A 23,866-nucleotide genomic window follows, 5' to 3' on the forward strand; every position below is an offset into this window, starting at 1 on the left:
CTTATCTTCCATTATAAACTTTTCCTTGTTACTTGTAAAATTCAGACTTTCAGTTTACAATAGAAAGTATGATAAAGATTGAAACCGTATTAGATATTTTGAAGAAAGATGGTCTCTTCCGTGAGATTATCGACCAAGGACATTACCACTATAATTACAGTGACGTCGTTTTTGATAGCATCTGCTACGATAGCCGAAAAGCAAATGAAAATAGCCTCTTTTTTGTCAAAGGAGCAGCCTTCAAAAAAGAATTTCTCCTTTCGGCAATTGAACAAGGACTTGGATGGTATGTAGCAGAACAGGACTATGAAGTCGGTATTCCCGTTATTGTCGTTAGCGATATTAAGAAAGCCATGAGTTTGATTGCCATGGAGTTTTATGGCAACCCTCAAGAGAAATTAAAATTACTTGCTTTCACTGGAACTAAAGGAAAAACTACAGCAGCTTACTTTGCTTATAACATCTTAAATCAAGAATATCGTCCAGCTATGTTGTCAACCATGAACACTACTTTGGACGGTAAGACTTTCTTTAAATCTGCTCTAACAACTCCTGAAAGCATTGATCTCTTTGAGATGATGGCCCAGGCAGTTGATAATGGAAGAACTCATCTTATTATGGAAGTATCCAGCCAAGCCTACTTGGTGAAACGGGTTTACGGCCTGACCTTTGATGTCGGTGTCTTCCTCAACATTAGTCCTGACCATATTGGTCCTATTGAGCATCCGACCTTTGAAGATTATTTCTATCACAAGCGTCTCTTGATGAAAAATAGTCGAGCAGTTGTCATTAATAGCGATATGGATCACTTCTCTGTTCTGAAAGAACAAGTTGAGAACCAAGAGCATGACTTCTACGGTAGCCAGTCAAGTAACCAAATCGAGAACTCCAAAGCCTTTAGCTTCTCAGCTACTGGTAAATTAGCTGGCGATTATGATATCCAACTAATTGGACACTTCAACCAAGAGAATGCTGTCGCAGCTGGACTGGCTTGTCTTCGTTTAGGTGCTAGTCTTGAAGACATTAAAAAAGGGATTGCTACAACACGCGTCCCTGGCCGTATGGAAGTTCTCACTCAAAAAAATGGCGCAAAAGTTTTCATAGACTACGCCCATAATGGAGATAGCTTGAAAAAACTACTCTCAGTTGTTGAAAGCCATCAAACTGGAAAGATTGCTTTAGTACTTGGTTCAACTGGAAACAAGGGAGAAAGCCGTCGTAAGGACTTTGGACTTCTCCTCGATCAACATCCTGAAATTCAAGTATTTCTAACGGCTGACGATCCAAACTATGAAGATCCAATGGCCATTGCTAATGAAATTAGTAGCTACATCCATCGTCCTGTTAAAAAGATTGCTGACCGTGAGCAAGCCATCAAGGCTGCTATGTCTGTTACAAGTCAAGAACTGGACGCTGTGATTATCGCTGGTAAAGGAGCTGATTGCTACCAAATCATCCAAGGGCAAAAAGAAGACTATCCTGGAGATGCTGCTGTTGCAGAACGTTATCTATAGTATATTTAAAGAAGGCTAGGAAAATTCCTAGCCTTTATTTTTTTATAAAGATGAAGCGTTCTTTATCAAATTCTACAGCTAACTCGTATTTCCCATCTTCATTTTGAATGATGTAACCCAATAAAACTAAACTATCGATAAAGATATCACGACGTTTCTGCATGAGTTGATCTTTTTTGAGGAACTTGAGCAAAAAAGTAGTCATATACTTAAGAGCATACTCAGGATTGACATCCCCTAAAATTTCATACAGTCTCTGCTGTTCTTCCGTCAGTGGATACTGATGCTTAACCTTATAAAAATAATTAGACAAGGTCATCTTTTCCCTAGCAAAATCCGTACGCTCTTCTAGGATAGCTGCATTTGTTTGATTGCGTAATTCCGTCTGAAAATGTTTCTCCAGGATTTCTTGATAAACAGGACTATCATCTCTCACAAAGACTTCCTGGTCTAGTTCAAGAGAATTTGTAGATTCTAGAAATGGGAGATTGAGAGAATAGCGTTTGTTCTCTCTCAAAATCAATCCCGCTTTAATATATTCCTCCAAATACTTGTCAACTGCAACCCCTGGAAACTGAGCCTTGATTTCACGGAGAATAACATCATCATGCTGATCAAGATAGTCAACCAAATCTCTAAAGAATGGTTGTCGTGTCAAACGAGATGGATTAAAAATCTGAATCATGAAGATTCCTTTCTTTACAAACTAAAAGTGGTGATGTTGCTAAATGACTCGGATTAGTGCCAGGCTGATTCAGAGGTACAGCTAGCCCTAGTTCTCTATAATATTCACTCCAGAAATCACTAATTTCCTGTGTATCACTCCCAAACTTCATGGGAATGGTCTCAAAAATAGGGAGTAGTTCAGCAATGAACTGGGAACAGTAATAACCATCTCCATCCGGATAAAAGGAAGAATTGTAGGGCGAACCCAAAAGGCTTTCTGCCTGCTTTTTGACTTCTTTGTGATCGATTTTCGGATAGTGATAAAGGTCATAGACTTTCTCAACTTCAAAGAAATCTTCAGGAGATTGGGCAAGGACGCCACCTTCCACCGTTGCATGATAAATGGAATCGTCCAAAAAGATGGCCACATGGCTATAGTTGCCAGTTGATGCCTGGATGGCCTGTCCCATATCTGACAGGTCCTTTACAAAAATCAAATCGCCATTTTCCAACATACTTCTCTCCTAGCAAAAAAGGAGCCGAAACTCCTTTTTAATAATGGGTTTCCCCATCGAACATTATGCATTAAAACTTTCAGTCAATTGTGGTACCACTTGTTTCTTACGTGAAACAGCACCTGGAAGGAAAGCGTGGTTGTTTTCAAGTTTGAAGTCGAAAGCTGCTTCTACTTTGTCCATGTTGGCGCCAAGAGCCAAAATTTCTGAGTTTGAGTTGACGATATCTGTAATCATCAAGACAAAATCAGAGTATCCGTTAGCTACATTTGCGGCTTGGATGGCTGCTTCGATTTCAGCTTGGCGTTCCAAAACTTCAGCGATATCAACTGTATTGACTTGAGCCACACGAACGTTGTTTCCGTTCAATTCAAAAGTCTTAGCATCGATGTCGATCAATTCTTCTGCTGATTTGCTTGCCAAGTTCGTACCAGCCTTGAGCATTGCAAGACCGTATTCTTCCAAGTTCACACCAGCCAATTCAGCCAATTCAGGCGCAATCACTTTATCAGATGGATGAGTTGTTGGAGATTTCAAAAGAAGGGTATCTGAAATCAAACCTGAAAGCATCAAACCTGCAATTTCTTTTGGTACAGCTACGCCATGCTCTTTGAACATGCGGTATACGATAGAAGATGCTGATCCGACCGGCTCCAAGCGCATATAAAGTGGGCTCGCCGTTTCAAAGTTAGCCACACGGTGGTGGTCCACAACACCATAAACTTCTACTTCAGCGATATCTGATACTGATTGTTGGAATTCATTGTGGTCAGTCAAGATAACTTGTTCTGCACCTTCTGCTTTAACTGATGTGATCACGCGTGGTGCTTCCACACCAAAATAGTCCAATACGAAAGCTGTTTCTTCATTTGGAGTACCAAGAGCTACTGCTTCTGTATCCAAACCATAAGCTTCTTTTGCAAGATAAGCAAAGGCTACAGATGAACCGATAGCATCTGAATCTGGATTTTGGTGACCAAATACTAGAATCTTAGACATGATAATACCTCGTTTCTTTATTCTCCTTATTGTAGCATTTTTTTCAATTTTTGACAAAAGTAAGAGGAGTCAAAGGACTCCCCCTACTCTTCAAAATGACTGAGTAAATTTTTTTCTTGGTTTTCAGATAAAAATCTTTCCTTTTGCGCTCTCTTCTTACGTTTGAGAAGGGCTTCAGCCGACATGGCTTCTTCTTTACTATCGAAACCTTGAGCATAGATGAGTTTTACCGGTAATCGAGCTCGTGTATATTTGGCTCCTTTGCCACTATTGTGGACAGCAACTCGTTTCTTCACATCTGTTGTATAGCCTGTATAGTAAGAACCATCACGACACTCAACTACATACATATAAGCCTTATGATCCATAATAAATCTCTTGAATTCCTGGTGTGTAGGAACCATCACTATTATGAACAATGAGTGGTGGTAAAACCTTAAAGCCACTAGTGGAGCCGTCTTTGATAGCCTCAATCAAAAGCATATTGGCTTCCTTTTCCCGTTTAGGGTAGACAAATTGCAGCCGCTTTGGAGCTAAATTGTGTTGTTGAAGGGTTTCTAAAATATCTAACAAACGATCAGGACGGTGAACCATGGCTAGACGCCCGTTAGATTTGAGTATACTTTGGGCACTACGACAAATTTCTTTTAGATTAGTCGTAATTTCGTGTCGAGCCAACAAGTAGTGTTCGCTTTCGTTCAGATTAGAATTTGCGTCCACCTTAAAATAAGGCGGATTGCACAAAATCAAATCAACCTTACTCCCCTGAATGTGGCTAGGCATATTTTTCAAATCATCACAAATAACCTGCATCTGCTCTTCTAAGCCATTTAAACGAACCGACCGTTCAGCCATATCAGCTAGGCGTTCTTGGATTTCTACAGAGAGAATTTTAGCCTTGGTACGACTACTGGCAAATAGTCCAACAGCTCCATTACCTGCACAGAAATCCACTATCAACCCATTTTTAGGAAAACGAGGAAAACGAGACAGGAGAACACTATCCACTGAATAGCTGAAAACCTCTCTATTTTGAATAATCTTGATATCTGTAGAGAAGAGTTGGTTAATGCGCTCTCCTGATTTTAATAATTGTTCTTCGTTCATACTTCTATTGCCACAAATTAAATAACATCAAAGATGGTTAGAAATTTATCAATTACTGTTTTTCTTTAAATGCTCCAAGGCTTCTCGAGTCCAAATAGGCATCATGCGACCAAGCGGTGCAAAACCATGTTTGATGCGATCATTCGAAAAACGTCTCCGTCTAGGAAGTTGATGCTTTTCTTCTTCCAAGGTACGAATGGAAAGGCTAGCTTTCCCAGTATATTCATCAAAATCTACTACCTGTACCTGGACTTCATCACCGATTTTTAAAACTTCATAGATATTTTCGATAAATCCTGTCCGAATCTCTGAGATATGAATCAGTCCAGTCACTCCTGTCTCAAGCTCAACAAAAGCACCATAAGGCTGAATCCCAGTAATACGGCCATTTAGCTTATCACCGATTTTCATTTTAGTCCTCAATTTCAATAGTTTCAATGACTACATCTTCAACTGGCTTGTCCATTGCACCTGTTTCTACACCTGCAATTGCATCCAGAACTTCATAAGAAGCTTCATCCGCAAGTTGACCAAATACAGTATGACGGCGGTCTAGATGAGGAGTCCCACCTTGTTCAGCATAAATTTCCGCAATTGGTTCTGGCCAGCCACCACGAGCAATTTCTTTCTTAGAATATGGCAAGTGTTGGTTCTGTACGATAAAGAACTGGCTACCATTTGTATTTGGTCCAGCATTTGCCATAGAAAGAGCTCCGCGAACATTGTAAAGCTCTTCTGAAAATTCATCTTCAAATGACTCACCATAGATAGATTCGCCCCCCATACCAGTACCAGTTGGGTCTCCACCTTGAATCATAAAGTCTTTAATAATACGGTGGAAAATGACACCGTCATAGTAACCATCTTTTGATAGAGCAATAAAGTTGGCTACTGTTTTTGGTGCATGCTCAGGGAAAAGCTTGATGCGCATATCTCCATGATTTGTCTTAATAGTCGCAATTGGACCATCTACTGCTTCAATGTCTACTTGTGGAAAATGTAATTCTTTTTCTACCATACCAAATCCTTCTAAGGCATCAAAAATGCCATCTTCTTCTAATGTTTTTGTAACATAATCTGCTTTTTCTTTGATTATGTCATGAGATATTCCCATAGCAACACAAATACCTGCATAATCAAAGAGTTCTAAATCGTTAAGTTCGTCTCCAAAAACCATGACGTTTTCAGGTTTTAAACCTAATTGGTCTACCACTTTGGCAACTCCAGCTGCTTTTGAGCCCGAAATCGGCACCACATCTGACGAATGTTCATGCCAACGAACTAGACGTAAAGTCGATGATAAGTTTTCAGGCAACGTCAAGTCATCTCCCTGATCCTCAAAGGTCCACATCTGATAAATATCTTCTTTTTGATAAAAATCAGGGTCCACATCTAAATCAGGATAAATTGGATCAATAGCCTGGCTAATCATTTCTGTTCGTCTAGATAGTTTAGCCTCATGACTACCAACTAAACCGTAGTCAATCCCAACTTCCTTAGTCCAAGCAATATACTCTTCAACCTTATCTCTAGCAATTTTATTACTATATATGACATTACCCTTTTTGTCCTCAATATAAGCACCATTCAAGGTTACAAAGAAATCAGGTTTGAGGGCTTTAATCTCTGGTACGACGCCGAAAATACCTCGACCAGTCGCAATTCCTGTCAAGATTCCCTTCTCGCGTAATTGTTGAAACACTGTTGGAATAGTGCTTGGAATAAAGCCAGTCTTTGAATTTCGTAAAGTATCATCTATATCAAAAAAGATAATCTTAATCTTCTTAGCCTTGTATCTTAACTTGGCATCCATTGTAAGACCTCCTTTAATTCACTCTTTCCATTATACCATAAAGTAGAGAAATCCCATACCCCAATAAAATCCTTGTCTCTTATCCGAATTCCTTTACTAGATACAAAACCAAATCATCATTATTTTGGCTAGTTGCGTTTATTTCCAAGGGTTGATTTCGATACCAGACACCTGTCCCATCTGGAATGTAGCCCCGTCTGATATACAATCTCTGAGCAGGTCCATAACCTGAGTGGAGCCCAACACCAAGCGTCACCTTATCCGATACGAGTTTAACTCGTTTTTCCGCTTCTTCCATCAAGAGATTTCCAATACCTTGATTTTGAAAAGTCTCAAAGACATTGAAATCTGAAAGTTCTGGATAGATTTCTGCAAAAGGACCATGTTTAGCAGAGGGCAAAATGGTAATGTAGCCCGCTACAACACTATCGACCTCTGCAACTAAGACTTCTCTCTCCCCACTTTCTTGCTCCTTAAAGTATCGAGTTAAATTTTCCTCTCTACTAGGCCAACCCTGATTGATAAAACCTTGGGACAGGTGTTGGATATCCGATTCAATCATTTTTCTAATAATAGCGTTTCCCTTCATAAGATACTCCTTTAGAATTACTACTATCATTATAGCACGTTTTAGAGAAAGAAAAAAAACTAGCCAGCTCTTACTCGCTGAGCTCATGAAAAAGAGCTCCACCCTGACCCCAACTCGTTCTCTTGTTTTCAAGTTCATGAAAAAAAGACCCGTAAGGGTCTTTCCTTTAATCTTCGTTTACGAAAGGCATCAAAGCCATTACGCGAGCACGTTTGATAGCTGTTGTTACTTTACGTTGGTTTTTAGCTGAAGTTCCAGTTACACGACGTGGAAGGATTTTCCCACGTTCTGAAACGAAACGGCTAAGAAGCTCAGTATCTTTGTAATCAACATATTCAATTTTGTTTGCTGCGATGTAATCAACTTTTTTACGGCGTTTGAATCCGCCACGACGTTGTTGAGCCATGTTTTTTCTCCTTTATAGTATTAATTGTCCATTAGAATGGTAAATCATCGTCTGAAATATCCAATGGATTGGTTGTTCCAAATGGATTTTCATCTCGTGAAAAGTCAGGTACTGATTGTGTAGGTGCTGAATAACTTGAACTTGGTGCAGAATGACCTCCACCAGTTTGGCCTTCACGCACGCTACGGCTTTCCAACATTTGGAAATTCTCAGCTACGACTTCAGTCACGTAGACACGTTGTCCTTGCTGGTTATCGTAACTACGAGTCTGGATACGACCTGTCACCCCGATAAGTGAGCCTTTTTTAGCCCAGTTAGCAAGGTTTTCAGCCTGTTGGCGCCACATGACGACATTGATAAAATCAGCCTCACGTTCACCATTTTGACTCTTAAATGTACGGTTTACTGCAAGAGTAAAAGTAGCTACTGCTACATTTGATGGGGTATAACGCAACTCAGCGTCACGTACCATACGCCCTACAAGTACAACATTGTTAATCATAATCTACCTTCTTACGCGTCAAGTTTGACGATCATGTGACGAAGAATGTCAGCGTTGATTTTTGACAAACGGTCAAACTCTTTAAGAGCTACGTCATCGTTTGCTTCAACGTTAACGATGTGGTAAAGTCCTTCACGGAAATCTTGGATTTCGTATGCAAGACGACGTTTTTCCCAATCTTTTGATTCAACAACAGTTGCACCGTTGTCAGTCAAGATAGAGTCAAAACGTGCCACCAAAGCGTTTTTCGCTTCTTCTTCAATGTTTGGACGAATGATATAAAGAATTTCGTATTTAGCCATTGATATGTTCCTCCTTTTGGTCTAATGACCCCAAGTCTTTGCATGGGGTAAGTGAGGTTTGCTCACAATAAACTATTATACTAGAAAAAAATTTTTTTCGCAAGTATAAAACAATAATTGTTTACTTTTTAGAGTTTCTTTGCAGAAGTCTGGGTAATTTCATCAACCAGAATATTCTCTTGTTCGAATTTCTTTTTCAAAGAAGTAAGATCAATTGTTCCCTCAATTTGAACTTCAATGACAATCTTACCATCTTTACGAGGGATATTAACGGTATGAGAAATATTAAGATTTTCTTCAACGATTAGAGAAACAATCTTACCTAGCACCCCAACTTCATTTTCTGTGATAAAACGAACACGGATTCCCTCTTCACCATAACCAGCAATTTCAAGAAAGGCTCCGAATACATCTCGATCTGTTATAACGCCATACAATTGATCATTATCAACAACTGGTAAGATACCAATCTTATTTTTCAACATGAGATAGGTTGCATCTTCTAAACTTGCATAGCCTGAGACAGTAACAACATCTCGAATCATGACGTCTTTTACTTTTGTCTTATTAAGCAGATAATTCATCTCGAAGATTGAAAGACTAGTCGCTTTTGAAGGACTAGCTTCAGCGATTGTACCTTCTGTTACCAAGCCTACTAATTTATCATTCTCAATAACAGGGAGACGGTGCAAGCCTTGTTCGCGCATCAAATCTGCTGCGTGTGCAACAGTTGTATCAGGACTGATATAAACGACCTTGCGTGTCATAAAATCTTTAACTGCCATAGGAAATCTCCTTTATGTTTATAGTTTTATTATACACTTTTTACGGAAAGCTATCAAACGCTTTCATCTCTTTTTCAAGATTCAGAAAAATCTGGTGAACTTTACGAAAAAGAGCTCCACCTAAGAGCTCTTAATCATTTACTTATGTGGATTCTATGGTTGCTTTGCAATCTCTATCCGCCGACTAAAAAGGTCCCCCGGAATAATGTGGATTGCTTGCGCAATCCTTATCCGCAACCTAAACTAGTCTCTCAGACTATACGAAGATTACTACACAATCCTTATCCGCCGACTAAAACAATCCACTGGATTGTTTTAGCCACCTAGATATGCTTTTCTGACTTCGTCTGAAGCTGCGAGTTCTTTACCTGTTCCTGAAAGAACGATTTTACCTGTTTCAAGAACATATCCTCGATCTGCAATGGCAAGTGCTTTATTGGCATTTTGTTCAATCAAAAGAACGGTTGTCCCTTGTTTTTGAATATCTTGGATGATATCAAAAATTTCTTGAATGAAAATTGGTGCCAGCCCCATTGATGGCTCATCCAAAAGAAGGAGTTTAGGAGTCGACATAAGTGCACGTCCCATAGCAAGCATCTGTTGCTCACCTCCAGATAGGGTTGCTGCATCCTGGTCTTTACGTTCTTCCAAACGTGGAAAACGTGAAAAGACTTTCTTCAAATTTGCTTGGTTCTCTTCACGGTTCTTCTTAAGAAAGGCTCCCATCTCCAAGTTTTCCATAACTGTCAAACCAGGGAAGACATGACGTCCTTCTGGCACTTGAGAAAGTCCTGATGCCACAATCTTTTGAGCAGGCATCTTTTGGATTTCTTGGCCCAAAAATTCAATTCGACCAGAACTTGGGCGAACAAGTCCTGATAGAGTACGAAGAATTGTTGTTTTACCTGCACCGTTAGCACCGATTAGAGAAACAACTTCTCCTTCATTAACTTCAAAGCTCACATCACGTACAGCTTGAATCATACCATAGTGTACTGAGAGGTTTTCAACTTTTAACATAGACATTAGGCTTCACCTCCAAGATAAGCTTCGATAACACGTTTATTACTCTTGATTTCATCTGGTGTACCATGAGCAATCAAACGACCATACTCAAGAACGTAGATACGTTCAGTAACTTCCATGACCAAGTTCATATCATGTTCAATCAGCATAATGGTAATGTTGAATTCATCCTTTATCCGACGAATCAACTCAGTCAATTCTGCCGTTTCTTGTGGGTTCATACCAGCTGCAGGCTCATCCAAGAAAAGGATTTTAGGCTCTGTAGCAAGAGCACGAACAATCTCCAAACGACGTTGTTGACCATAAGCTAGGTTTTTTGCTAAAGTTTCAGCATCTCCATCCAAATCAAAGATTTTTAGTAATTCTAAGGCTTTAGCTTTCAATTCTTTTTCATTCTTGTAAAAAGCTGGTAAGCGTAAGAAACTAGCAAATACATGTTGTTTATGATGATTGCTAAATGCAATGAGAACATTGTCTAAAACAGTTAAGTCTTTAAAAAGACGAATATTTTGGAAGGTACGCCCTAAACCAAGGGATGCGATTTTATAAGGTTGCTTTCCATTTAGTAGGTGCCCATCCAAAGTAACAGTTCCTTCACTCGGTTCATAAACTCCTGTCAGCAAGTTGAAAAGAGTTGTTTTCCCCGCTCCATTCGGTCCAATCAAGCCAACAAGTTCACCTTCATTCAATTCGAGAGTTACATCTCCAACAGCCGTCAAACCACCAAAATGTTTGGTTAAGTTTTTTACTTCAAGTAATGCCATTAGTTTTGTCCCTCCTTCTTACCTTTTTTAAAGAGACGTGATAGGCTCAATTCCCATGTACTAAGGAGTCCACCTGGTCTGAAAATCATAACAAGTACCAAAGCCAAAGCATAGATAATCATACGAACGCTAGCAACGTCTTGGAGTAACATGTTCAAAATTCCAAGAACAATGGCTGCGACAATTGATCCTGTGATTGATCCCAAACCACCAAATACAACGATGATTAAAACGTTGATAGAGTTGATAAAACTATAATCTTTTGGTACAACTGAACCGACAAATCCTGCTTGGAGTGATCCTGCAATACTTGCAGTCATAGCTCCAAATACGAAAGCAATAATTTTGATTTTTGTTGTATTGACCCCTACTGACTCAGCCGCAATTTCATCTTCACGAACAGACAAGGTTAAACGACCGATTGGACTACGTAAAAAGTTCAGTGTTAAAATAGTTGTAATCACGGCAAAGATATATACCATTTGCCAGTTAGTGAAGTTTGGAATTCCTAAAATACCTGCAGCTCCATTAGTTAGGCTACCACCATTGACAATCAAGATACGAATAATCTCAGCAACCCCAAGTGTCGCAACTGCAAGATAATCCCCCTTCAAACGAAGGGTAGGAATTCCTACGATGAGGGCAACCAAACCAGCAATGATGGCGCCGAGCAACATAGCTCCAAAGAAGGCACCATAAGTTGGAGATTTTGATCCAATAATAGCTGCTGCATAGGCACCGATAGCCATAAATCCAGCATGTCCAAGTGAAAATTGGCCAGAGAAACCAACGATTAGGTTAAGTCCTACTGCAAGAATAATATTAATACCGATTTGTTCCAGAATTTGAATATGGAAAAGGTTTAAAATACCAAGTGAAACTAAGAGGCTAATCATACCATATCCAAGCAACAAAAGGAATATCCAGAGAATATTAGCTTTTACATTTACTTTCATTGTTTACACCTTCTCTTTCACATTCTTACCAAGAATACCAGCTGGACGAACAATCAAGATTAAGAGCAAGATTCCATACACGATGGCATCACGGAAATCTGACAATCCAAAAGCAATTGCAAAAGTTTCCAATAGACCAATTACAAAACCTCCAAGAGCTGCACCAGGGATGATACTGATACCACCAAGAACGGCAGCAACGAAAGATTTAATACCTGGAGTCATTCCCATCAATGGTTCGAGAGAGTTGTAATAAAGGGCAATCAAGACACCTGCTGCTCCAGCCAAAGCTGAACCCAAAGCAAAGGTAAAGCTGATTGTACGGTTCACGTTAATCCCCATCAACTGAGCAGCATCGCTATCTACAGAAACGGCACGCATAGCTTTCCCCATCTTGGTTTTTTGTACGATAAGTTGCAAAAGAATCATTAAGACAATTGAGACAGTCAAAATCAACAATTGGATATTTGTAAGACTAATTGGTCCCAAGTCGTATCGTACAGTTTGGATTGCTTGAGGGAAGGCACGTGTATTGGCACCCACCAGATAGACCATTCCGTATTCCAATAAGAAGGATACCCCGATAGCTGTAATCAGTACAGAGATACGAGTTGAATGACGCAGTGGGCGATAAGCTAGAAACTCAATGATAACACCAAGAATGGCTGAACCAATCATCGATAAAATTAAAGCTAAAAAGAAATTTAATTGTAGGGAATTAATCAAGAAATAGCCCATAAAAGCCCCCATCATATAAATATCGCCGTGGGCGAAGTTTATGAGCTTGATAATTCCATAAACCATGGTATATCCAAGGGCTAATAATGCATAAACACTACCCAGGATTAAACCATTAACAAGTTGTTGGAGCATATAGTTCACTCTTTCTAATTATTTTTCTTAGGATTTATATAAAAAAATAATCCCTTTATAAACACCGAAACAGGGAGTGAGTAAAAGCTCATTCCCCATTTACGATATCTATAAAATTAAGGTTTTACGACTTCTGCTGCTTCTACTTTACCATTATTCATGGTCATCATGAAGGCTGTTTTCACAGTGTTATGATCTGCATCAAAGCTTGTTTGACCTGTAACACCTTCGAAGTTTTGTGTTTTAGCAAGGTTGTTCTTGAGATCGACTGAAGTTTTTGCACCTTTTGCTGCGTTAGCTACAAGGTAAACTGAGTCATAAGCAAGAGCTGCAAAAGTTGAAGGCTCTTCATTGTATTTCGCACGGTATGCTTCAAGGAAAGCTTTCGCCTTATCTGACACATCAACTGTTGATGAGAAACCAGAGATGAAGTAAATGTTTGATGCGCGTTCTGCTGTTGCTTGTTGAACAAACTCTTCACCATTAAATCCATCACCACCGATGATTGGTTTGTCAATACCCATACCACGAGCTTGGTTTACAATTTTACCTGCTTCAGTGTAGTAACCTGGTAATACGATTGCATCAAATTCTTTATCTTTGATTTTTGTAAGAGCTGCTTGGAAGTCAGTATCTCCTGATACAAATGTTTCATCAGCTACGATTTCACCTTTAAATGATTCACGGAAAGCTTTTGCAACACCTTTAGCATAGTCACTTGAGTTATCAGTATACAAAACAACTTTCTTAGCGTTCAATTTGTTTGAAACGTAGTTTGAGATGATTTTTCCTTGGAAACTATCTTGGAATGTTCCAATAAATAGGAAGTCTTGTCCTTTTGTCAAACCATCTTGAGTAGCACTTGGCGAGATTAATGGCACACCAGCTTGAGTAGCGTTTGCCACTGCAGCAGCAGTTGCTCCAGAAGTCGCAGGCCCTACGATAGCTGCTACTTTTGATTGAGTAACAAGGTTTGTAGAAACTGAAGCCGCTTCAGCAGTTTCAGATTTGTTATCTTTATCTACAACTTCGATTTGTTTTCCATCAACACCACCAGCAGCATTGATTTGATCAACTGCAAGTTGAGCACCCTTTTGTTCAGATGTACCGTAAGCAGCTACTGCTCCAGTCTCTTCGAAGTTGAAACCAATTTTTACAACTTTTTCATCAATTGGGTTACCAGTTGCATTCGATGCTCCTGACTTCACTTCCCCACAAGCTGCTAAGAGTGCTGTACTTGCAAGAGCTACGAGTGACAATGCAAATTTTTTCTTCATGTTTATCTCCTTTTAATGTTAAATTTAAATTACATGTTAAGAATATACCGAATTATCAGAAAATTGTCAACAAGTTTCTCTCACTTTTTTAAATGATAACGTTTTCGTTGGTTTTATATAGGTTCCCAACGAAAGGAGTTTCTAATTCTTGGATGTGACATCGTCTCACTTTCTTGATAAATTTCTCTTTATCTAAACGACCTACCAGGTTTTCTACTTCTTCTGTTGGAACATAAAGTTGTAGATAACGGTGTTTTTTTGAGTGATAACAAATATCGCCATAATTTGCGAGTTTTTTTGCATCACGATTATAGTATAGGTAGATAATCAGACCAGACCGATTTTCTTTTTGAAACATAATTCATCTTCCTTCTAGTAATCTTCCTCTTATTATACCAAAAAAAGCAAACTCAGTCGAGTTTGCTTTAGTAGATTAATTCAAAGAATTATTGGCCATAATTTCATCAATGAAACCATATTCAAGTGTTTCTTGAGCACTCATCCAGTAATCACGTTCAGCATCTGCATGTATTTGCTCAACTGATTTACCAGAGTTATCTGCAAGAATTTGCTCTAAAGTCTTACGAGTTTTAAGCAAATGTTCAGCAGCGATAGCCATATCTGTTTGCTGAGTACCACCACCTGTACCACCCATTGGTTGGTGAATCATGTACTCTGCATTTGGAAGCATGAAACGTTTGCCTTTTGCTCCACTTGAGGCAATAATTGTTCCCATTGAAGCTGCCATCCCCATAACGATAGTTTGGACATCTGCCTTGATAAAGTTCATGGTATCAACGATTGCCAAACCAGCTGATACAGACCCACCTGGTGTATTTACATAAAGGTAAATATCTTTTGTACTATCTTGGGCATCCAAGAAAAGCAATTGGGCGATAACTGAGTTTGCCATATTGTCTTCGACTGGTCCAGTCAACATGATGATACGATCTTTTAGAAGACGTGAGTATATGTCATATGAACGTTCTCCACGACTTGTTTGTTCAATAACTACAGGAATCATTCTTTTCTCCTTCTGATTTCAATATTTCTTAGTCAAACGACTCGATACAGGATTATTATATCTTTTTGGTCAAAAAAGGTCAAATTTTTGCTCCATTCTAAAGACAGACACAAAAATTCAACCTCCTTTCGAAACTAAAACCAATAAGCAGTTTTAGTCTATCCTTAGAATCTTATTTTGTACCGAACAAGCGGTCTCCTGCGTCACCAAGACCTGGAACAATATAGCCATGTTCGTTCAAACGTTCATCTAAAGCTGCAGTAAAGATTTCTACATCTGGGTGAGCTTCTTGGAGAGCTTTTACACCTTCTGGAGCAGATACCAGGCAGACAAATTTGATGTTTGAAGCCCCACGTTTTTTAAGGGAATCAACAGCCAAGATTGCAGAACCACCTGTTGCAAGCATAGGGTCAACCACAAAGATTTGACGTTGGTCGATATCTTCAGGTAATTTTACCAAGTATTCTACTGGTTGAAGGGTTTCTTCATCACGATACATACCGATGTGCCCAACTTTTGCTGCTGGAACCAAGCTCAACAATCCATCAACCATTCCAATACCTGCACGTAAGATTGGAACAATCGCTAATTTTTTACCAGCCAATTGTTTTTGAACTGTTTTTGTGATAGGTGTTTCGATTTCAACGTCTTCAAGTGGAAGATCACGAAGTACTTCATATCCCATCAACATTGCAATCTCGTTAACTAACTCACGAAAAGCTTTTGTAGAAGTGTCAGTGCGACGCAAGATTGACAATTTGTGTTGAATCAGTGGATGATTAATAACTTCAAGTTTTCCCATTTTCAGAATTCCTTCTTTCAATTTATTCTTCTTATTATATCAAAAAATGGCTTAAAAAGCTTTCTAAACCATTTATTTTTTATAATTTCTAGATTAGGTGAGCCTCTTGGAGAGCTGCTTGTACTGTTTCAAGTGGTAGGTGAGTTAATTCTGTTCCCTTTTCTTGATAAAGATGTTGGGCATAGTCATCCATACGGTATTGATTGATATAAACAACACGTTCACATCCTACCTGAAGCAGTTGCTTGGTACAGTTGAGGCATGGAAAATGAGTAACGTAAGCTGTAAAGCCTTTAGGAACGCCACGTTCTGCCCCTTGTAAAATAGCATTTACCTCTGCATGAAGAGTGCGGACACAGTGACCCTCAATCACCAGACAGTCGTGGTCAATACAATGTTCTGTTCCTGATACAGAGCCATTATAGCCTGTTGAAACAACCTTGTTATCCTTAACTAAAACGGCTCCTACCTTGGCACGTTTACAGGTTGAACGATTGGCAATCAATAGAGCTTGAGCAGCGAAATACTCATCCCAAGCCAGTCTTTTTTCTGTCATAGTTTTTCTCCTCTTAACTTATTTTTTGAAAAATGGCAAGCGTAAATCTGCAATTTTCTCAGCAGGAACCTTCATCCCATCTTTGATCCATTTAAGCAAGACCGATACGATGGCCGAACTCCAAAATGAATGCAGGTAAGAGCTGACACCTTTTGATTTCCCGTAGTATTTCTCTAGAAATTCTTGCATAGCTTGCACAAAGATTTTTTCCAAGTGATAGTCCAGGGCAAGCTGAATAACCTTGGCTTCTTTCTTGGCTTCTCGGAAAAGATGAACCCAAACTAGATAGAGATCCGTCTTGACATCGTAATGACTTAGTTGCTCCATGATGTTATGGACGCTACGTTTAAAGACACTTTCTAAAATCTCTTCTTTGGAATCATAGTTTCGATAAAAGGCTGCACGAGAAACGCCAGCACGTTTGACTAGCTCAGAAATGCTAATCTTAGCTAACTCCTTTTTCTCCAAGAGTTGCAAAAGAGCTGTTTCAATCGCTTCTCTGGTTAGCAAATTAGATTCTTGATTGGATTTTCTAAGATTTTCAAGCGATTTTTCAGATATTTTACGTTCAGACATAACAATTTCTTTCTACTTGTGACAACAGAGAGGTACTACTTTTGTTTCAAGGGCTTTCATGATATAATTGTAAAAAAAGACAGAACCTTTGTCAATGTATAAGTGATAAAGATGGAGAAATTCTATGACTTGGAAGATTATAGCTGACTCTGGTTGTGATTATCGTCAACTGGCAAATCCTGCTTTTGATACTGAATTTGTCAGTGTCCCATTAACGATTCAAGTTGCGGACCAGGTCTTTGTCGATGATGCCAATCTGGATATTGATCAGATGATGGAAACTATGTATGCGACTTCTGAAGCTTCTAAATCAGCTTGCCCTAGTCCTGATGATTATTTACGAGCATTTGAAGGTGCCAAACATATTTTTGTAGTGACCATCACAGGAACTCTCTCTGGTAGCCACAATAGCGCGCAATTAGCTAAAAACATTTATCTCGAAGACCACCCTGACACTCAGATTCACGTTATTGATAGTTTGTCTGCTGGTGGGGAAGTTGACCTAATTGTTGAGAAAATCAATGACTTGATCAACCAAGGACTTTCTTTTGAAGAAGTGGTTGAAGTTATTACTACTTACCAAGAAAAAACGAAGTTGTTGTTCGTTCTTGCTAAGGTTGATAACCTGGTTAAAAACGGTCGCTTGAGTAAGCTTATTGGTACAGTTGTTGGGCTCCTCAATATCCGTATGGTTGGGGAAGCAAGTGAAACTGGAACCTTAGAATTGCTTCAAAAGGCTCGTGGTGCTAAAAAATCCCTTCAGGCTGCTTATGAAGAGTTGATCAAAGCTGGCTACGCTGGAGGGCGTATCGTCATGGCTCATCGTAGCAATGAAAAATTCTGCCAACAACTCTCAGAACTCTTGCGAGAAAAGTACCCGCAAGCTAATATTAGAATTATCCCTACTTCTGGGCTTTGCAGTTTTTATGCAGAAGAAGGCGGACTTCTCATGGGATATGAAATTGGTTAATCAATCAAACAAGGGATGACTTATCATCTCTTGTTTTTTTATGGTACAATACTTTTATGAAACATTTTGATACGATTGTCATCGGAGGTGGTCCTGCTGGAATGATGGCTACTATTTCCAGTAGCTTTTACGGGCAGAAAACACTTCTCATCGAAAAAAATAGAAAACTTGGAAAAAAATTAGCTGGAACTGGTGGTGGTCGTTGCAACGTCACTAACAACGGAACCCTGGATGACCTATTAGCCGGCATTCCTGGAAATGGGCGCTTTCTTTACAGCGTCTTCTCCCAGTTTGATAACCATGATATTATCAACTTTTTTACGGAAAATGGCGTCAAACTAAAGGTAGAGGATCACGGGCGTGTCTTTCCTGCTAGCGACAAATCTCGGACTATTATCGAAGCTTTAGAAAAGAAAATCTCTGAATTGGGCGGACAAGTCATGACTCAAATAGAGATTGTTTCTGTTAAAAAGATAGACGACCAGTTTGTCCTCAAGTCAGCAGACCAGACTTTCACTTGTGATAAACTCATTGTCACAACAGGTGGCAAGTCCTATCCTTCCACTGGTTCGACTGGTTTTGGCCACGATATCGCTCGCCACTTCAAACATACCATTACCGAGCTTGAGGCAGCCGAGAGTCCATTATTGACGGATTTCCCACATAAAGCCTTGCAGGGGATTTCACTGGATGATGTAACTCTAAGCTATGGCAAGCATGTTATTACCCATGACCTCCTCTTTACTCACTTTGGTTTATCAGGTCCCGCTGCTCTTCGTATGTCTAGTTTTGTCAAGGGTGGAGAGGTTCTCTCATTGGATGTCTTGCCACAACTTTCTGAAGGCGACTTAGTAAACTTTCTAGAAGAAAATCGTGAAAAATCCTTGAAAAATGCCTTGAAATCTTTATTGCCAGAACGCTTGGCTGATTTCTTCTCGCAAGGATACCCAGAAAAAGTCAAACAACTAACTGAAAAAGAGCGAGAGCAACTTCTCCAATCTATCAAGTCCCTCAAGATTCCTGTGACTGGAAAGATGTCCCTTGCCAAGTCATTTGTAACTAAAGGTGGCGTTAGTCTCAAAGAAATTAATCCCAAAACTCTGGAAAGTAAACTGGTACCTGGTCTTCACTTTGCAGGGGAGGTGCTGGATATCAATGCCCATACGGGTGGCTTTAACATTACTTCTGCCCTCTGTACCGGATGGGTGGCAGGAAGCTTGCATTTTGATTAAACTTTAAAGTAAGAAATCGGCAGAGATTACTCCGCCGATTTTTATTTTGTCTGAGTTCGAACATAGTGGGCAATAACATCTGAAGTGTATTGAGCTGTTCCAGGTCCAAATTTATCAATATTTTCCTTAAACTCTGGGTTATAGACATAGCCTTTACCGATATGACCGAAGACTTCAATAGAACAATCAAACCCATACGTACGAATGGCCTGTAAGAGCTTGGTTGCTTCTTCTTGGTTTTCGGTTGCTGTTGTAGGTAGTCCATCTTTGAAATTTTGAGCCAGGGCTTGAAAGACTTGGTTGAAGGTTTCTGTAGCCTCATCTTCTCTACCAGTTTGACGTTCGAGAGCCTTATCCATGACTTCTTGACCATATTTCTCTACTGCTTCTTGGTGGTATTTTTGATTGTCTTGATAGCTAAATCCAGTGAATTTTTCCTCAATGGTCATTTTTATTTCTCCTTTTTGTTCTTGTATGGTTTTTTGCAAGGTAGATATCAAGGTATCCAGATGTTGCCTTTCTCGAGTTAAATAGTCCAGTTGCCTAATCAGATGGGGCAATAAATTTGTCCTTTCTTCCTTTAATAGCTCTGCTATTTTTTCTAAAGAAAAGCCTAGATATTTGTAATAAAGAATGATCTGAAGTCGTTCCAAATCATCCTGACTATAGGTTCGATAACCGTTTTCCGACTTTAAAGGAACCAAGAGTCCTAACTTATCGTAATGGTGCACGGTCTTTACAGAGACACCCGAAAGCTGCGCAGCTTCTTTGATATGGTACATGATTTTCTCCTTACAAGGATAGTATAACCCCTCCCCTTAGGTCAGAGTCAAGTGGTTTTACGAAAAATTTTTAACTTTTTGAGAAACTTTTGAAAACTTGAAAATCGCTTTCTTGACAGGCTTCAGAAAACATGATAGGATAATCAAGTCTATCAATCAAATAAAAAGCTCATAAAGAGCAATTGAGAGAAGGCTATTTGACAACTCAAGTAGCCTTTTCTTATTTTAGAAAATAGATTGGAGTTTTAACTATGTCTGAAAAATCGCAATGGGGCTCGAAACTGGGCTTCATTCTTGCGTCTGCTGGCTCTGCTATTGGTCTTGGAGCTGTTTGGAAGTTCCCTTACATGACTGCTGCCAATGGTGGTGGAGGATTTTTACTAGTCTTTCTCATCTCGACACTTTTGATTGGATTTCCTCTCTTACTGGCTGAATTTGCCCTTGGTCGAAGCGCTGGCGTATCAGCAATCAAAACCTTTGGTAAGCTTGGAAACAATCATAAATACAATTTTATTGGTTGGAATGGCGCCTTTGCCCTTTTCATCCTTCTCTCATTTTATAGTGTTATTGGGGGTTGGATTCTGGTATACCTTGGTATCGAAATTGGAAGATTATTCCACCTCATCGGAATTGGAGATTATGCCCAGCAGTTCTCTTCCATCATTTCTAATCCAGTTATTGCCCTAGGAGCACAAGCAGCCTTTATCTTCTTGAATATTTTCATTGTTTCACACGGCGTTCAAAAAGGAATTGAAAGAGCATCTAAGGTCATGATGCCCCTACTCTTTATTATCTTTGTCATTATTATCGGGCGCTCTCTCAGCTTGCCTAATGCCATGGAAGGTGTGGTTTACTTCCTCAAACCGGACTTTTCAAAACTGACAAGTACTGGACTCCTCTATGCACTGGGCCAATCTTTCTTTGCTCTATCACTTGGAGTTACCGCCATGCTGACCTATGCTTCCTACCTGGACAAGAAGACCAATATGGTCCAATCAGGAATTTCCATCGTAGCCTTGAACATTTCTGTATCGATCATGGCAGGACTTGCGATTTTCCCTGCTATGTCATCCTTTAATATCCAGTCTGAAGGTGGACCTAGTCTCCTCTTTATCGTTTTACCACAACTCTTTGACAATATGCCCTTTGGTACGATTTTTTATATTCTCTTTCTCTTGCTCTTCCTCTTTGCGACGATAACTTCTTCAGTCGTCATGCTTGAGATCAACGTTGGTAACATCACCAATCAGGACAATCGTAAACGTGCTAAGTGGAGTATGATTTTAGGGGTATTGACTTTTGTCTTTGGTATCCCTTCAGCCCTTTCATACGGTGTCATGGCAGATGTCCAAATCTTTGGAAAGACCTTCTTTGACGCCATGGATTTCTTGGTATCCAACCTCCTCATGCCTTTTGGTGCCCTCTGTTTATCACTTTTTACAGGCTATATCTTCAAAAAAGCACTGGCTATGAAAGAACTTCATCTAGATGAAACACCTTGGAAACGAGGACTTTTCAAAGTTTGGCTCTTCCTTCTTCGTTATATCATCCCAATCATCATCATCGTGGTTTTTATTGCCCAATTTATGTAATCATTAAAAAAGACTTGAGAATCAATCTCAAGTCTTTTCTTTTTATGGATGGCTTACAATCAATTCTAAATCTGATCCTTCCAAAGTCCATGCATCAACATCACTTGGAAGGATAAAGTGGCTACCTTTTTGGATTGGATAGTCTTTACCATCTACAGTCAATTTCCCTTGACCAGCCAAGACGCTAAATAAGCTATAGTCAGCTGTTTTTTCAAAGTCAACTTTTCCAGTGATTTCCCACTTGTAAACTGCGAAGAAATCATTTGATACAAGAAGAGTTGAACGTAGGTCATCTGCTTTAACAGTCACAGGACGGCTATTAGCAGGCTCACCAATGTTCAAAACATCGATGGATTTTTCAAGATGAAGCTCGCGCAAGTTGCCATTATCGTCCTTACGGTCAAAGTCATAGACACGGTAGGTTGTATCACTAGACTGTTGCGTCTCAAGGATCAAGATACCTGCACCGATAGCGTGCATGGTACCACTTGGCACATAGAAGAAATCTCCAGCTTTAACAGGTACTTTTGTCAACAAGGAATCCCAGTTCTTATCTTCGATTTGCTGACGGAGCTCCTCTTTTGACTTGGCATTGTGGCCATAGATAATCTCTGAACCTTCATCTGCTGCGATAATATACCAGCACTCTGTCTTTCCAAGTTCGCCTTCATGCTCTAGTCCATAAGCATCGTCTGGGTGGACTTGAACACTGAGCCAGTCATTGGCATCGAGGATTTTAGTTAAGAGTGGAAATACTGGCTCTGGACGGTTGCCAAATAACTCACGGTGTTCTGCATACAAAGTAGCTAGGTCTGTTCCCTCAAAACGGCCATTAGCTATCTTAGAAACACCATTTGGGTGAGCTGATATTGCCCAATACTCACCAATCTTTTCGCTTGGAATATCGTATCCAAACTCATCACGTAGCTTAGTCCCACCCCAGATTTTTTCTTGCATTACAGAATTTAAAAATAATGGTTCTGACATGTTACATCTCCTGTCTAATTTTTCACCCTCATTATAGCAAAAAAAGAGTCCTAATTGAACTCTTTTTCTTATCTTATAAAGTAGGGAGAAGATTTTATAAAAATAGTAACGATATAGACTTCTTATTCTATCGAGAAACTCAATTAACAAGATTTGGAAGAATGAACACGATAAAGAAAGCTAGAGCAACCATCAGAAAAACAAGGAAATAAGCTAAACATTTAGTCAACCATGCATAACGACCTGGTTTTAAAGGTCTTTCTACGTAGGAATGTTTTGGTTTTTTAGGATCATAATAAACAGTTACCTTTCCCCCAATTGGAAATCGTTCCATTAAAGGTGATTTTGTTAAAGAGATGAAACTGTTCCTATAAATCTTGTATCTTAAAACCTGAGGGATTTCACCATCTTCAAAATTATCCATCTTTACATCAGATACAATAGAACCTAAGGGAGTACTGATTGTATTTGAAATCGCAGATAGAAATTTTGGCCCGACAACCTTGTATTGGTTCCCATCAACAGTGTACTCGACAACTGGCAGGCTTATCCCGTTATAAAGAGCATAGGAATATCGGATAATGACTCCGTCCGTTCTTTCGGTGCATCTCTTGACATTTCTGTAATTACTGAAGATAAAAAAGTCGAACATGAAATAGGTGAAGGCAGCAAAGCCTAAACTCATTAAGCCAAATAATAGAAAGAAAGTTGTTGGCATCTTTTTCTCCTTAAAATATCCTATTGAATCTATTTTAACAGAAAAGACATAAAAGAAAAAGACCGGATTGCTCCGATCTTTCAATAGTTCATATGCGCACATTCTTTTTTAAGAATCATTATGGTTAACTTCAAATGACTAAGCGTCTTATCTCATACGATAAAAATCAATCACTAGACCAGCAGGACCACTTACTAGCAGGGATTCGGTTCCCCAATCAGTTACAACTGGCCCATGTAAAATCTCAATCCCTAATTCTTTCACACGCTTTTGATTCTGTTCCAAATCTTCAACTTCAATGTGTAGAATGATTCCTGACTGAAAATTTTCCAAAGGTATCAAATGATTTTGTGATAACATGAGGCAGTGACTGCCAATCGTGAACTGAGCAAAACCATCATCAACATAGTCTGCCTTCTTATCCAAAATACGCTCCAAGCTAGCACAGACTTGGGGAACATCTGACACGATAATATCTAGTTGATTTAAATTCATTTACTATCCTCCATAAAAAGACCGGATTACTCCGATCT

The 23,866-nt window shown here is 39.4% G+C and carries 28 protein-coding genes and 2 pseudogenes; 4 read left to right on the plus strand and 26 right to left on the minus strand.

Features of this window, described 5'->3' with window-relative positions:
* The first annotated feature begins 68 nt into the window (after nt 1-68).
* The gene (locus ACTO1Y_RS03825; RefSeq protein WP_441348414.1) at nt 69-1,514 is read left to right on the plus strand and encodes a UDP-N-acetylmuramoyl-L-alanyl-D-glutamate--L-lysine ligase; all 1,446 of its coding nucleotides are present in this window, start codon (nt 69-71) and stop codon (nt 1,512-1,514) included.
* 34 nt (nt 1,515-1,548) lie between these two features.
* Here the strand turns inward: ACTO1Y_RS03825 and ACTO1Y_RS03830 are convergent, their stop codons facing one another.
* From ACTO1Y_RS03830 to ACTO1Y_RS03935, 22 genes and pseudogenes are all read right to left on the minus strand, one after another.
* Nucleotides 1,549-2,199, minus strand: a complete 651-nt coding sequence (locus ACTO1Y_RS03830; protein WP_441348415.1) for a DUF1803 domain-containing protein — start codon at nt 2,197-2,199, stop codon at nt 1,549-1,551.
* Nucleotides 2,183-2,695 carry a YiiX/YebB-like N1pC/P60 family cysteine hydrolase gene (locus ACTO1Y_RS03835; protein WP_006150157.1) on the minus strand — a complete coding sequence of 171 codons (513 nt, stop codon included), beginning with the start codon at nt 2,693-2,695 and terminating at the stop codon, nt 2,183-2,185. The genes ACTO1Y_RS03830 and ACTO1Y_RS03835 overlap by 17 nt, the downstream gene beginning before the upstream one ends.
* Nucleotides 2,696-2,758: 63 nt before the next feature.
* Complete coding sequence (locus ACTO1Y_RS03840) at nt 2,759-3,694, minus strand: manganese-dependent inorganic pyrophosphatase (RefSeq protein WP_006150313.1); 936 nt, start codon at nt 3,692-3,694, stop codon at nt 2,759-2,761.
* An 83-nt stretch (nt 3,695-3,777) separates the two neighbouring features.
* A complete protein-coding gene (locus ACTO1Y_RS03845) occupies nt 3,778-4,062 on the minus strand; it encodes a GIY-YIG nuclease family protein (protein ID WP_006150413.1) in 285 nt (94 codons plus the stop codon).
* Nucleotides 4,052-4,801 carry a tRNA1(Val) (adenine(37)-N6)-methyltransferase gene (locus tag ACTO1Y_RS03850; protein ID WP_441348416.1) on the minus strand — a complete coding sequence of 250 codons (750 nt, stop codon included), beginning with the start codon at nt 4,799-4,801 and terminating at the stop codon, nt 4,052-4,054. Before ACTO1Y_RS03850 ends, ACTO1Y_RS03845 begins: the two co-directional genes overlap by 11 nt.
* A 48-nt stretch (nt 4,802-4,849) precedes the next feature.
* Nucleotides 4,850-5,212: a S1 RNA-binding domain-containing protein gene (locus ACTO1Y_RS03855; RefSeq protein ID WP_025169983.1), complete on the minus strand. Its 363-nt coding sequence runs from the start codon at nt 5,210-5,212 to the stop codon at nt 4,850-4,852.
* A 1-nt stretch (nt 5,213) separates the two neighbouring features.
* On the minus strand, nt 5,214-6,614 hold the full coding sequence (locus tag ACTO1Y_RS03860; protein ID WP_441348417.1) for a bifunctional Cof-type HAD-IIB family hydrolase/peptidylprolyl isomerase: 1,401 nt from the start codon (nt 6,612-6,614) through the stop codon (nt 5,214-5,216).
* 79 nt (nt 6,615-6,693) lie between these two features.
* Nucleotides 6,694-7,203, minus strand: a complete 510-nt coding sequence (locus ACTO1Y_RS03865; protein WP_441348418.1) for a GNAT family N-acetyltransferase — start codon at nt 7,201-7,203, stop codon at nt 6,694-6,696.
* A 166-nt stretch (nt 7,204-7,369) separates the two neighbouring features.
* Nucleotides 7,370-7,609, minus strand: a complete 240-nt coding sequence (gene rpsR, locus ACTO1Y_RS03870; protein ID WP_000068664.1) for a 30S ribosomal protein S18 — start codon at nt 7,607-7,609, stop codon at nt 7,370-7,372.
* Between the two features lie 31 nt (nt 7,610-7,640).
* On the minus strand, nt 7,641-8,111 hold the full coding sequence (locus tag ACTO1Y_RS03875) for a single-stranded DNA-binding protein (protein ID WP_254726245.1): 471 nt from the start codon (nt 8,109-8,111) through the stop codon (nt 7,641-7,643).
* Nucleotides 8,112-8,122: 11 nt separating this feature from the next.
* A complete protein-coding gene (gene rpsF, locus ACTO1Y_RS03880; protein ID WP_001151775.1) occupies nt 8,123-8,413 on the minus strand; it encodes a 30S ribosomal protein S6 in 291 nt (96 codons plus the stop codon).
* A 128-nt stretch (nt 8,414-8,541) separates the two neighbouring features.
* A complete protein-coding gene (locus ACTO1Y_RS03885) occupies nt 8,542-9,198 on the minus strand; it encodes a CBS domain-containing protein (protein WP_441348419.1) in 657 nt (218 codons plus the stop codon).
* 315 nt (nt 9,199-9,513) lie between these two features.
* Nucleotides 9,514-10,224 carry an ABC transporter ATP-binding protein gene (locus tag ACTO1Y_RS03890; protein WP_441348420.1) on the minus strand — a complete coding sequence of 237 codons (711 nt, stop codon included), beginning with the start codon at nt 10,222-10,224 and terminating at the stop codon, nt 9,514-9,516.
* The gene (locus ACTO1Y_RS03895; RefSeq protein WP_049503117.1) at nt 10,224-10,988 is read right to left on the minus strand and encodes an ABC transporter ATP-binding protein; all 765 of its coding nucleotides are present in this window, start codon (nt 10,986-10,988) and stop codon (nt 10,224-10,226) included. The genes ACTO1Y_RS03890 and ACTO1Y_RS03895 overlap by 1 nt, the downstream gene beginning before the upstream one ends.
* A complete protein-coding gene (locus ACTO1Y_RS03900) occupies nt 10,988-11,944 on the minus strand; it encodes a branched-chain amino acid ABC transporter permease (protein WP_441348421.1) in 957 nt (318 codons plus the stop codon). The genes ACTO1Y_RS03895 and ACTO1Y_RS03900 overlap by 1 nt, the downstream gene beginning before the upstream one ends.
* Before the next feature lie 3 nt (nt 11,945-11,947).
* On the minus strand, nt 11,948-12,817 hold the full coding sequence (locus ACTO1Y_RS03905; RefSeq protein WP_441348422.1) for a branched-chain amino acid ABC transporter permease: 870 nt from the start codon (nt 12,815-12,817) through the stop codon (nt 11,948-11,950).
* 116 nt (nt 12,818-12,933) lie between these two features.
* Nucleotides 12,934-14,094, minus strand: coding sequence for an ABC transporter substrate-binding protein (locus tag ACTO1Y_RS03910; RefSeq protein ID WP_441348423.1), 1,161 nt, complete (start codon nt 14,092-14,094; stop codon nt 12,934-12,936).
* Between the two features lie 88 nt (nt 14,095-14,182).
* A complete protein-coding gene (locus ACTO1Y_RS03915) occupies nt 14,183-14,452 on the minus strand; it encodes a YlbG family protein (RefSeq protein WP_235083949.1) in 270 nt (89 codons plus the stop codon).
* Nucleotides 14,453-14,527: 75 nt separating this feature from the next.
* Nucleotides 14,528-15,121, minus strand: a pseudogene (locus ACTO1Y_RS03920) (ATP-dependent Clp protease proteolytic subunit); the annotation flags it as partial.
* 169 nt (nt 15,122-15,290) lie between these two features.
* Nucleotides 15,291-15,920 carry a uracil phosphoribosyltransferase gene (upp, locus tag ACTO1Y_RS03925; protein WP_006150334.1) on the minus strand — a complete coding sequence of 210 codons (630 nt, stop codon included), beginning with the start codon at nt 15,918-15,920 and terminating at the stop codon, nt 15,291-15,293.
* 88 nt (nt 15,921-16,008) lie between these two features.
* Nucleotides 16,009-16,476, minus strand: a complete 468-nt coding sequence (locus ACTO1Y_RS03930; RefSeq protein WP_006150202.1) for a deoxycytidylate deaminase — start codon at nt 16,474-16,476, stop codon at nt 16,009-16,011.
* Between the two features lie 18 nt (nt 16,477-16,494).
* Complete coding sequence (locus tag ACTO1Y_RS03935) at nt 16,495-17,052, minus strand: TetR/AcrR family transcriptional regulator (RefSeq protein ID WP_004252362.1); 558 nt, start codon at nt 17,050-17,052, stop codon at nt 16,495-16,497.
* Nucleotides 17,053-17,176: 124 nt separating this feature from the next.
* On the opposite strand from ACTO1Y_RS03935, the gene ACTO1Y_RS03940 reads away from it, so the two are divergent.
* Nucleotides 17,177-18,022, plus strand: coding sequence for a DegV family protein (locus tag ACTO1Y_RS03940; RefSeq protein ID WP_254726252.1), 846 nt, complete (start codon nt 17,177-17,179; stop codon nt 18,020-18,022).
* Between the two features lie 56 nt (nt 18,023-18,078).
* On the plus strand, nt 18,079-19,254 hold the full coding sequence (locus ACTO1Y_RS03945) for an NAD(P)/FAD-dependent oxidoreductase (RefSeq protein ID WP_235083947.1): 1,176 nt from the start codon (nt 18,079-18,081) through the stop codon (nt 19,252-19,254).
* A 41-nt stretch (nt 19,255-19,295) separates the two neighbouring features.
* Here ACTO1Y_RS03945 and ACTO1Y_RS03950 read toward each other — a convergent pair whose 3' ends face one another.
* A complete protein-coding gene (locus tag ACTO1Y_RS03950; protein WP_441348424.1) occupies nt 19,296-20,036 on the minus strand; it encodes a MerR family transcriptional regulator in 741 nt (246 codons plus the stop codon).
* A 197-nt stretch (nt 20,037-20,233) separates the two neighbouring features.
* Here ACTO1Y_RS03950 and ACTO1Y_RS03955 point away from each other — a divergent pair.
* Nucleotides 20,234-21,628: pseudogene (locus ACTO1Y_RS03955) on the plus strand (sodium-dependent transporter).
* 42 nt (nt 21,629-21,670) lie between these two features.
* Here ACTO1Y_RS03955 and manA read toward each other — a convergent pair.
* The 3 genes from manA to ACTO1Y_RS03970 form a co-directional block, all read right to left on the minus strand.
* Entirely contained in the window at nt 21,671-22,615 is a 945-nt protein-coding gene (gene manA, locus ACTO1Y_RS03960; RefSeq protein WP_441348425.1) for a mannose-6-phosphate isomerase, class I, read from the minus strand.
* Nucleotides 22,616-22,754: 139 nt separating this feature from the next.
* Complete coding sequence (locus tag ACTO1Y_RS03965) at nt 22,755-23,333, minus strand: DUF3592 domain-containing protein (protein ID WP_441348426.1); 579 nt, start codon at nt 23,331-23,333, stop codon at nt 22,755-22,757.
* Nucleotides 23,334-23,480: 147 nt separating this feature from the next.
* Nucleotides 23,481-23,828, minus strand: a complete 348-nt coding sequence (locus ACTO1Y_RS03970; protein WP_441348427.1) for a VOC family protein — start codon at nt 23,826-23,828, stop codon at nt 23,481-23,483.
* Nucleotides 23,829-23,866: the final 38 nt, after the last annotated feature.

Origin of the sequence: Streptococcus sp. V728 (assembly GCF_052077995.1) — a bacterium.
Lineage (GTDB): Bacteria > Bacillota > Bacilli > Lactobacillales > Streptococcaceae > Streptococcus > Streptococcus infantis_B.

Excerpts from the sequence above, each read along its gene's own strand:
- ACTO1Y_RS03825 (WP_441348414.1), top strand. The coding sequence starts at position 69 with ATGATAAAGATTGAAACCGTATTAGATATTTTGAAGAAAGATGGTCTC.
- ACTO1Y_RS03830 (WP_441348415.1), bottom strand. The coding sequence starts at position 2,199 with ATGATTCAGATTTTTAATCCATCTCGTTTGACACGACAACCATTCTTT.
- ACTO1Y_RS03835 (WP_006150157.1), bottom strand. The coding sequence starts at position 2,695 with ATGTTGGAAAATGGCGATTTGATTTTTGTAAAGGACCTGTCAGATATG.
- ACTO1Y_RS03840 (WP_006150313.1), bottom strand. The coding sequence starts at position 3,694 with ATGTCTAAGATTCTAGTATTTGGTCACCAAAATCCAGATTCAGATGCT.
- ACTO1Y_RS03845 (WP_006150413.1), bottom strand. The coding sequence starts at position 4,062 with ATGGATCATAAGGCTTATATGTATGTAGTTGAGTGTCGTGATGGTTCT.
- ACTO1Y_RS03850 (WP_441348416.1), bottom strand. The coding sequence starts at position 4,801 with ATGAACGAAGAACAATTATTAAAATCAGGAGAGCGCATTAACCAACTC.
- ACTO1Y_RS03855 (WP_025169983.1), bottom strand. The coding sequence starts at position 5,212 with ATGAAAATCGGTGATAAGCTAAATGGCCGTATTACTGGGATTCAGCCT.
- ACTO1Y_RS03860 (WP_441348417.1), bottom strand. The coding sequence starts at position 6,614 with ATGGATGCCAAGTTAAGATACAAGGCTAAGAAGATTAAGATTATCTTT.
- ACTO1Y_RS03865 (WP_441348418.1), bottom strand. The coding sequence starts at position 7,203 with ATGAAGGGAAACGCTATTATTAGAAAAATGATTGAATCGGATATCCAA.
- rpsR (WP_000068664.1), bottom strand. The coding sequence starts at position 7,609 with ATGGCTCAACAACGTCGTGGCGGATTCAAACGCCGTAAAAAAGTTGAT.
- ACTO1Y_RS03875 (WP_254726245.1), bottom strand. The coding sequence starts at position 8,111 with ATGATTAACAATGTTGTACTTGTAGGGCGTATGGTACGTGACGCTGAG.
- rpsF (WP_001151775.1), bottom strand. The coding sequence starts at position 8,413 with ATGGCTAAATACGAAATTCTTTATATCATTCGTCCAAACATTGAAGAA.
- ACTO1Y_RS03885 (WP_441348419.1), bottom strand. The coding sequence starts at position 9,198 with ATGGCAGTTAAAGATTTTATGACACGCAAGGTCGTTTATATCAGTCCT.
- ACTO1Y_RS03890 (WP_441348420.1), bottom strand. The coding sequence starts at position 10,224 with ATGTCTATGTTAAAAGTTGAAAACCTCTCAGTACACTATGGTATGATT.
- ACTO1Y_RS03895 (WP_049503117.1), bottom strand. The coding sequence starts at position 10,988 with ATGGCATTACTTGAAGTAAAAAACTTAACCAAACATTTTGGTGGTTTG.
- ACTO1Y_RS03900 (WP_441348421.1), bottom strand. The coding sequence starts at position 11,944 with ATGAAAGTAAATGTAAAAGCTAATATTCTCTGGATATTCCTTTTGTTG.
- ACTO1Y_RS03905 (WP_441348422.1), bottom strand. The coding sequence starts at position 12,817 with ATGCTCCAACAACTTGTTAATGGTTTAATCCTGGGTAGTGTTTATGCA.
- ACTO1Y_RS03910 (WP_441348423.1), bottom strand. The coding sequence starts at position 14,094 with ATGAAGAAAAAATTTGCATTGTCACTCGTAGCTCTTGCAAGTACAGCA.
- ACTO1Y_RS03915 (WP_235083949.1), bottom strand. The coding sequence starts at position 14,452 with ATGTTTCAAAAAGAAAATCGGTCTGGTCTGATTATCTACCTATACTAT.
- upp (WP_006150334.1), bottom strand. The coding sequence starts at position 15,920 with ATGGGAAAACTTGAAGTTATTAATCATCCACTGATTCAACACAAATTG.
- ACTO1Y_RS03930 (WP_006150202.1), bottom strand. The coding sequence starts at position 16,476 with ATGACAGAAAAAAGACTGGCTTGGGATGAGTATTTCGCTGCTCAAGCT.
- ACTO1Y_RS03935 (WP_004252362.1), bottom strand. The coding sequence starts at position 17,052 with ATGTCTGAACGTAAAATATCTGAAAAATCGCTTGAAAATCTTAGAAAA.
- ACTO1Y_RS03940 (WP_254726252.1), top strand. The coding sequence starts at position 17,177 with ATGACTTGGAAGATTATAGCTGACTCTGGTTGTGATTATCGTCAACTG.
- ACTO1Y_RS03945 (WP_235083947.1), top strand. The coding sequence starts at position 18,079 with ATGAAACATTTTGATACGATTGTCATCGGAGGTGGTCCTGCTGGAATG.
- ACTO1Y_RS03950 (WP_441348424.1), bottom strand. The coding sequence starts at position 20,036 with ATGTACCATATCAAAGAAGCTGCGCAGCTTTCGGGTGTCTCTGTAAAG.
- manA (WP_441348425.1), bottom strand. The coding sequence starts at position 22,615 with ATGTCAGAACCATTATTTTTAAATTCTGTAATGCAAGAAAAAATCTGG.
- ACTO1Y_RS03965 (WP_441348426.1), bottom strand. The coding sequence starts at position 23,333 with ATGCCAACAACTTTCTTTCTATTATTTGGCTTAATGAGTTTAGGCTTT.
- ACTO1Y_RS03970 (WP_441348427.1), bottom strand. The coding sequence starts at position 23,828 with ATGAATTTAAATCAACTAGATATTATCGTGTCAGATGTTCCCCAAGTC.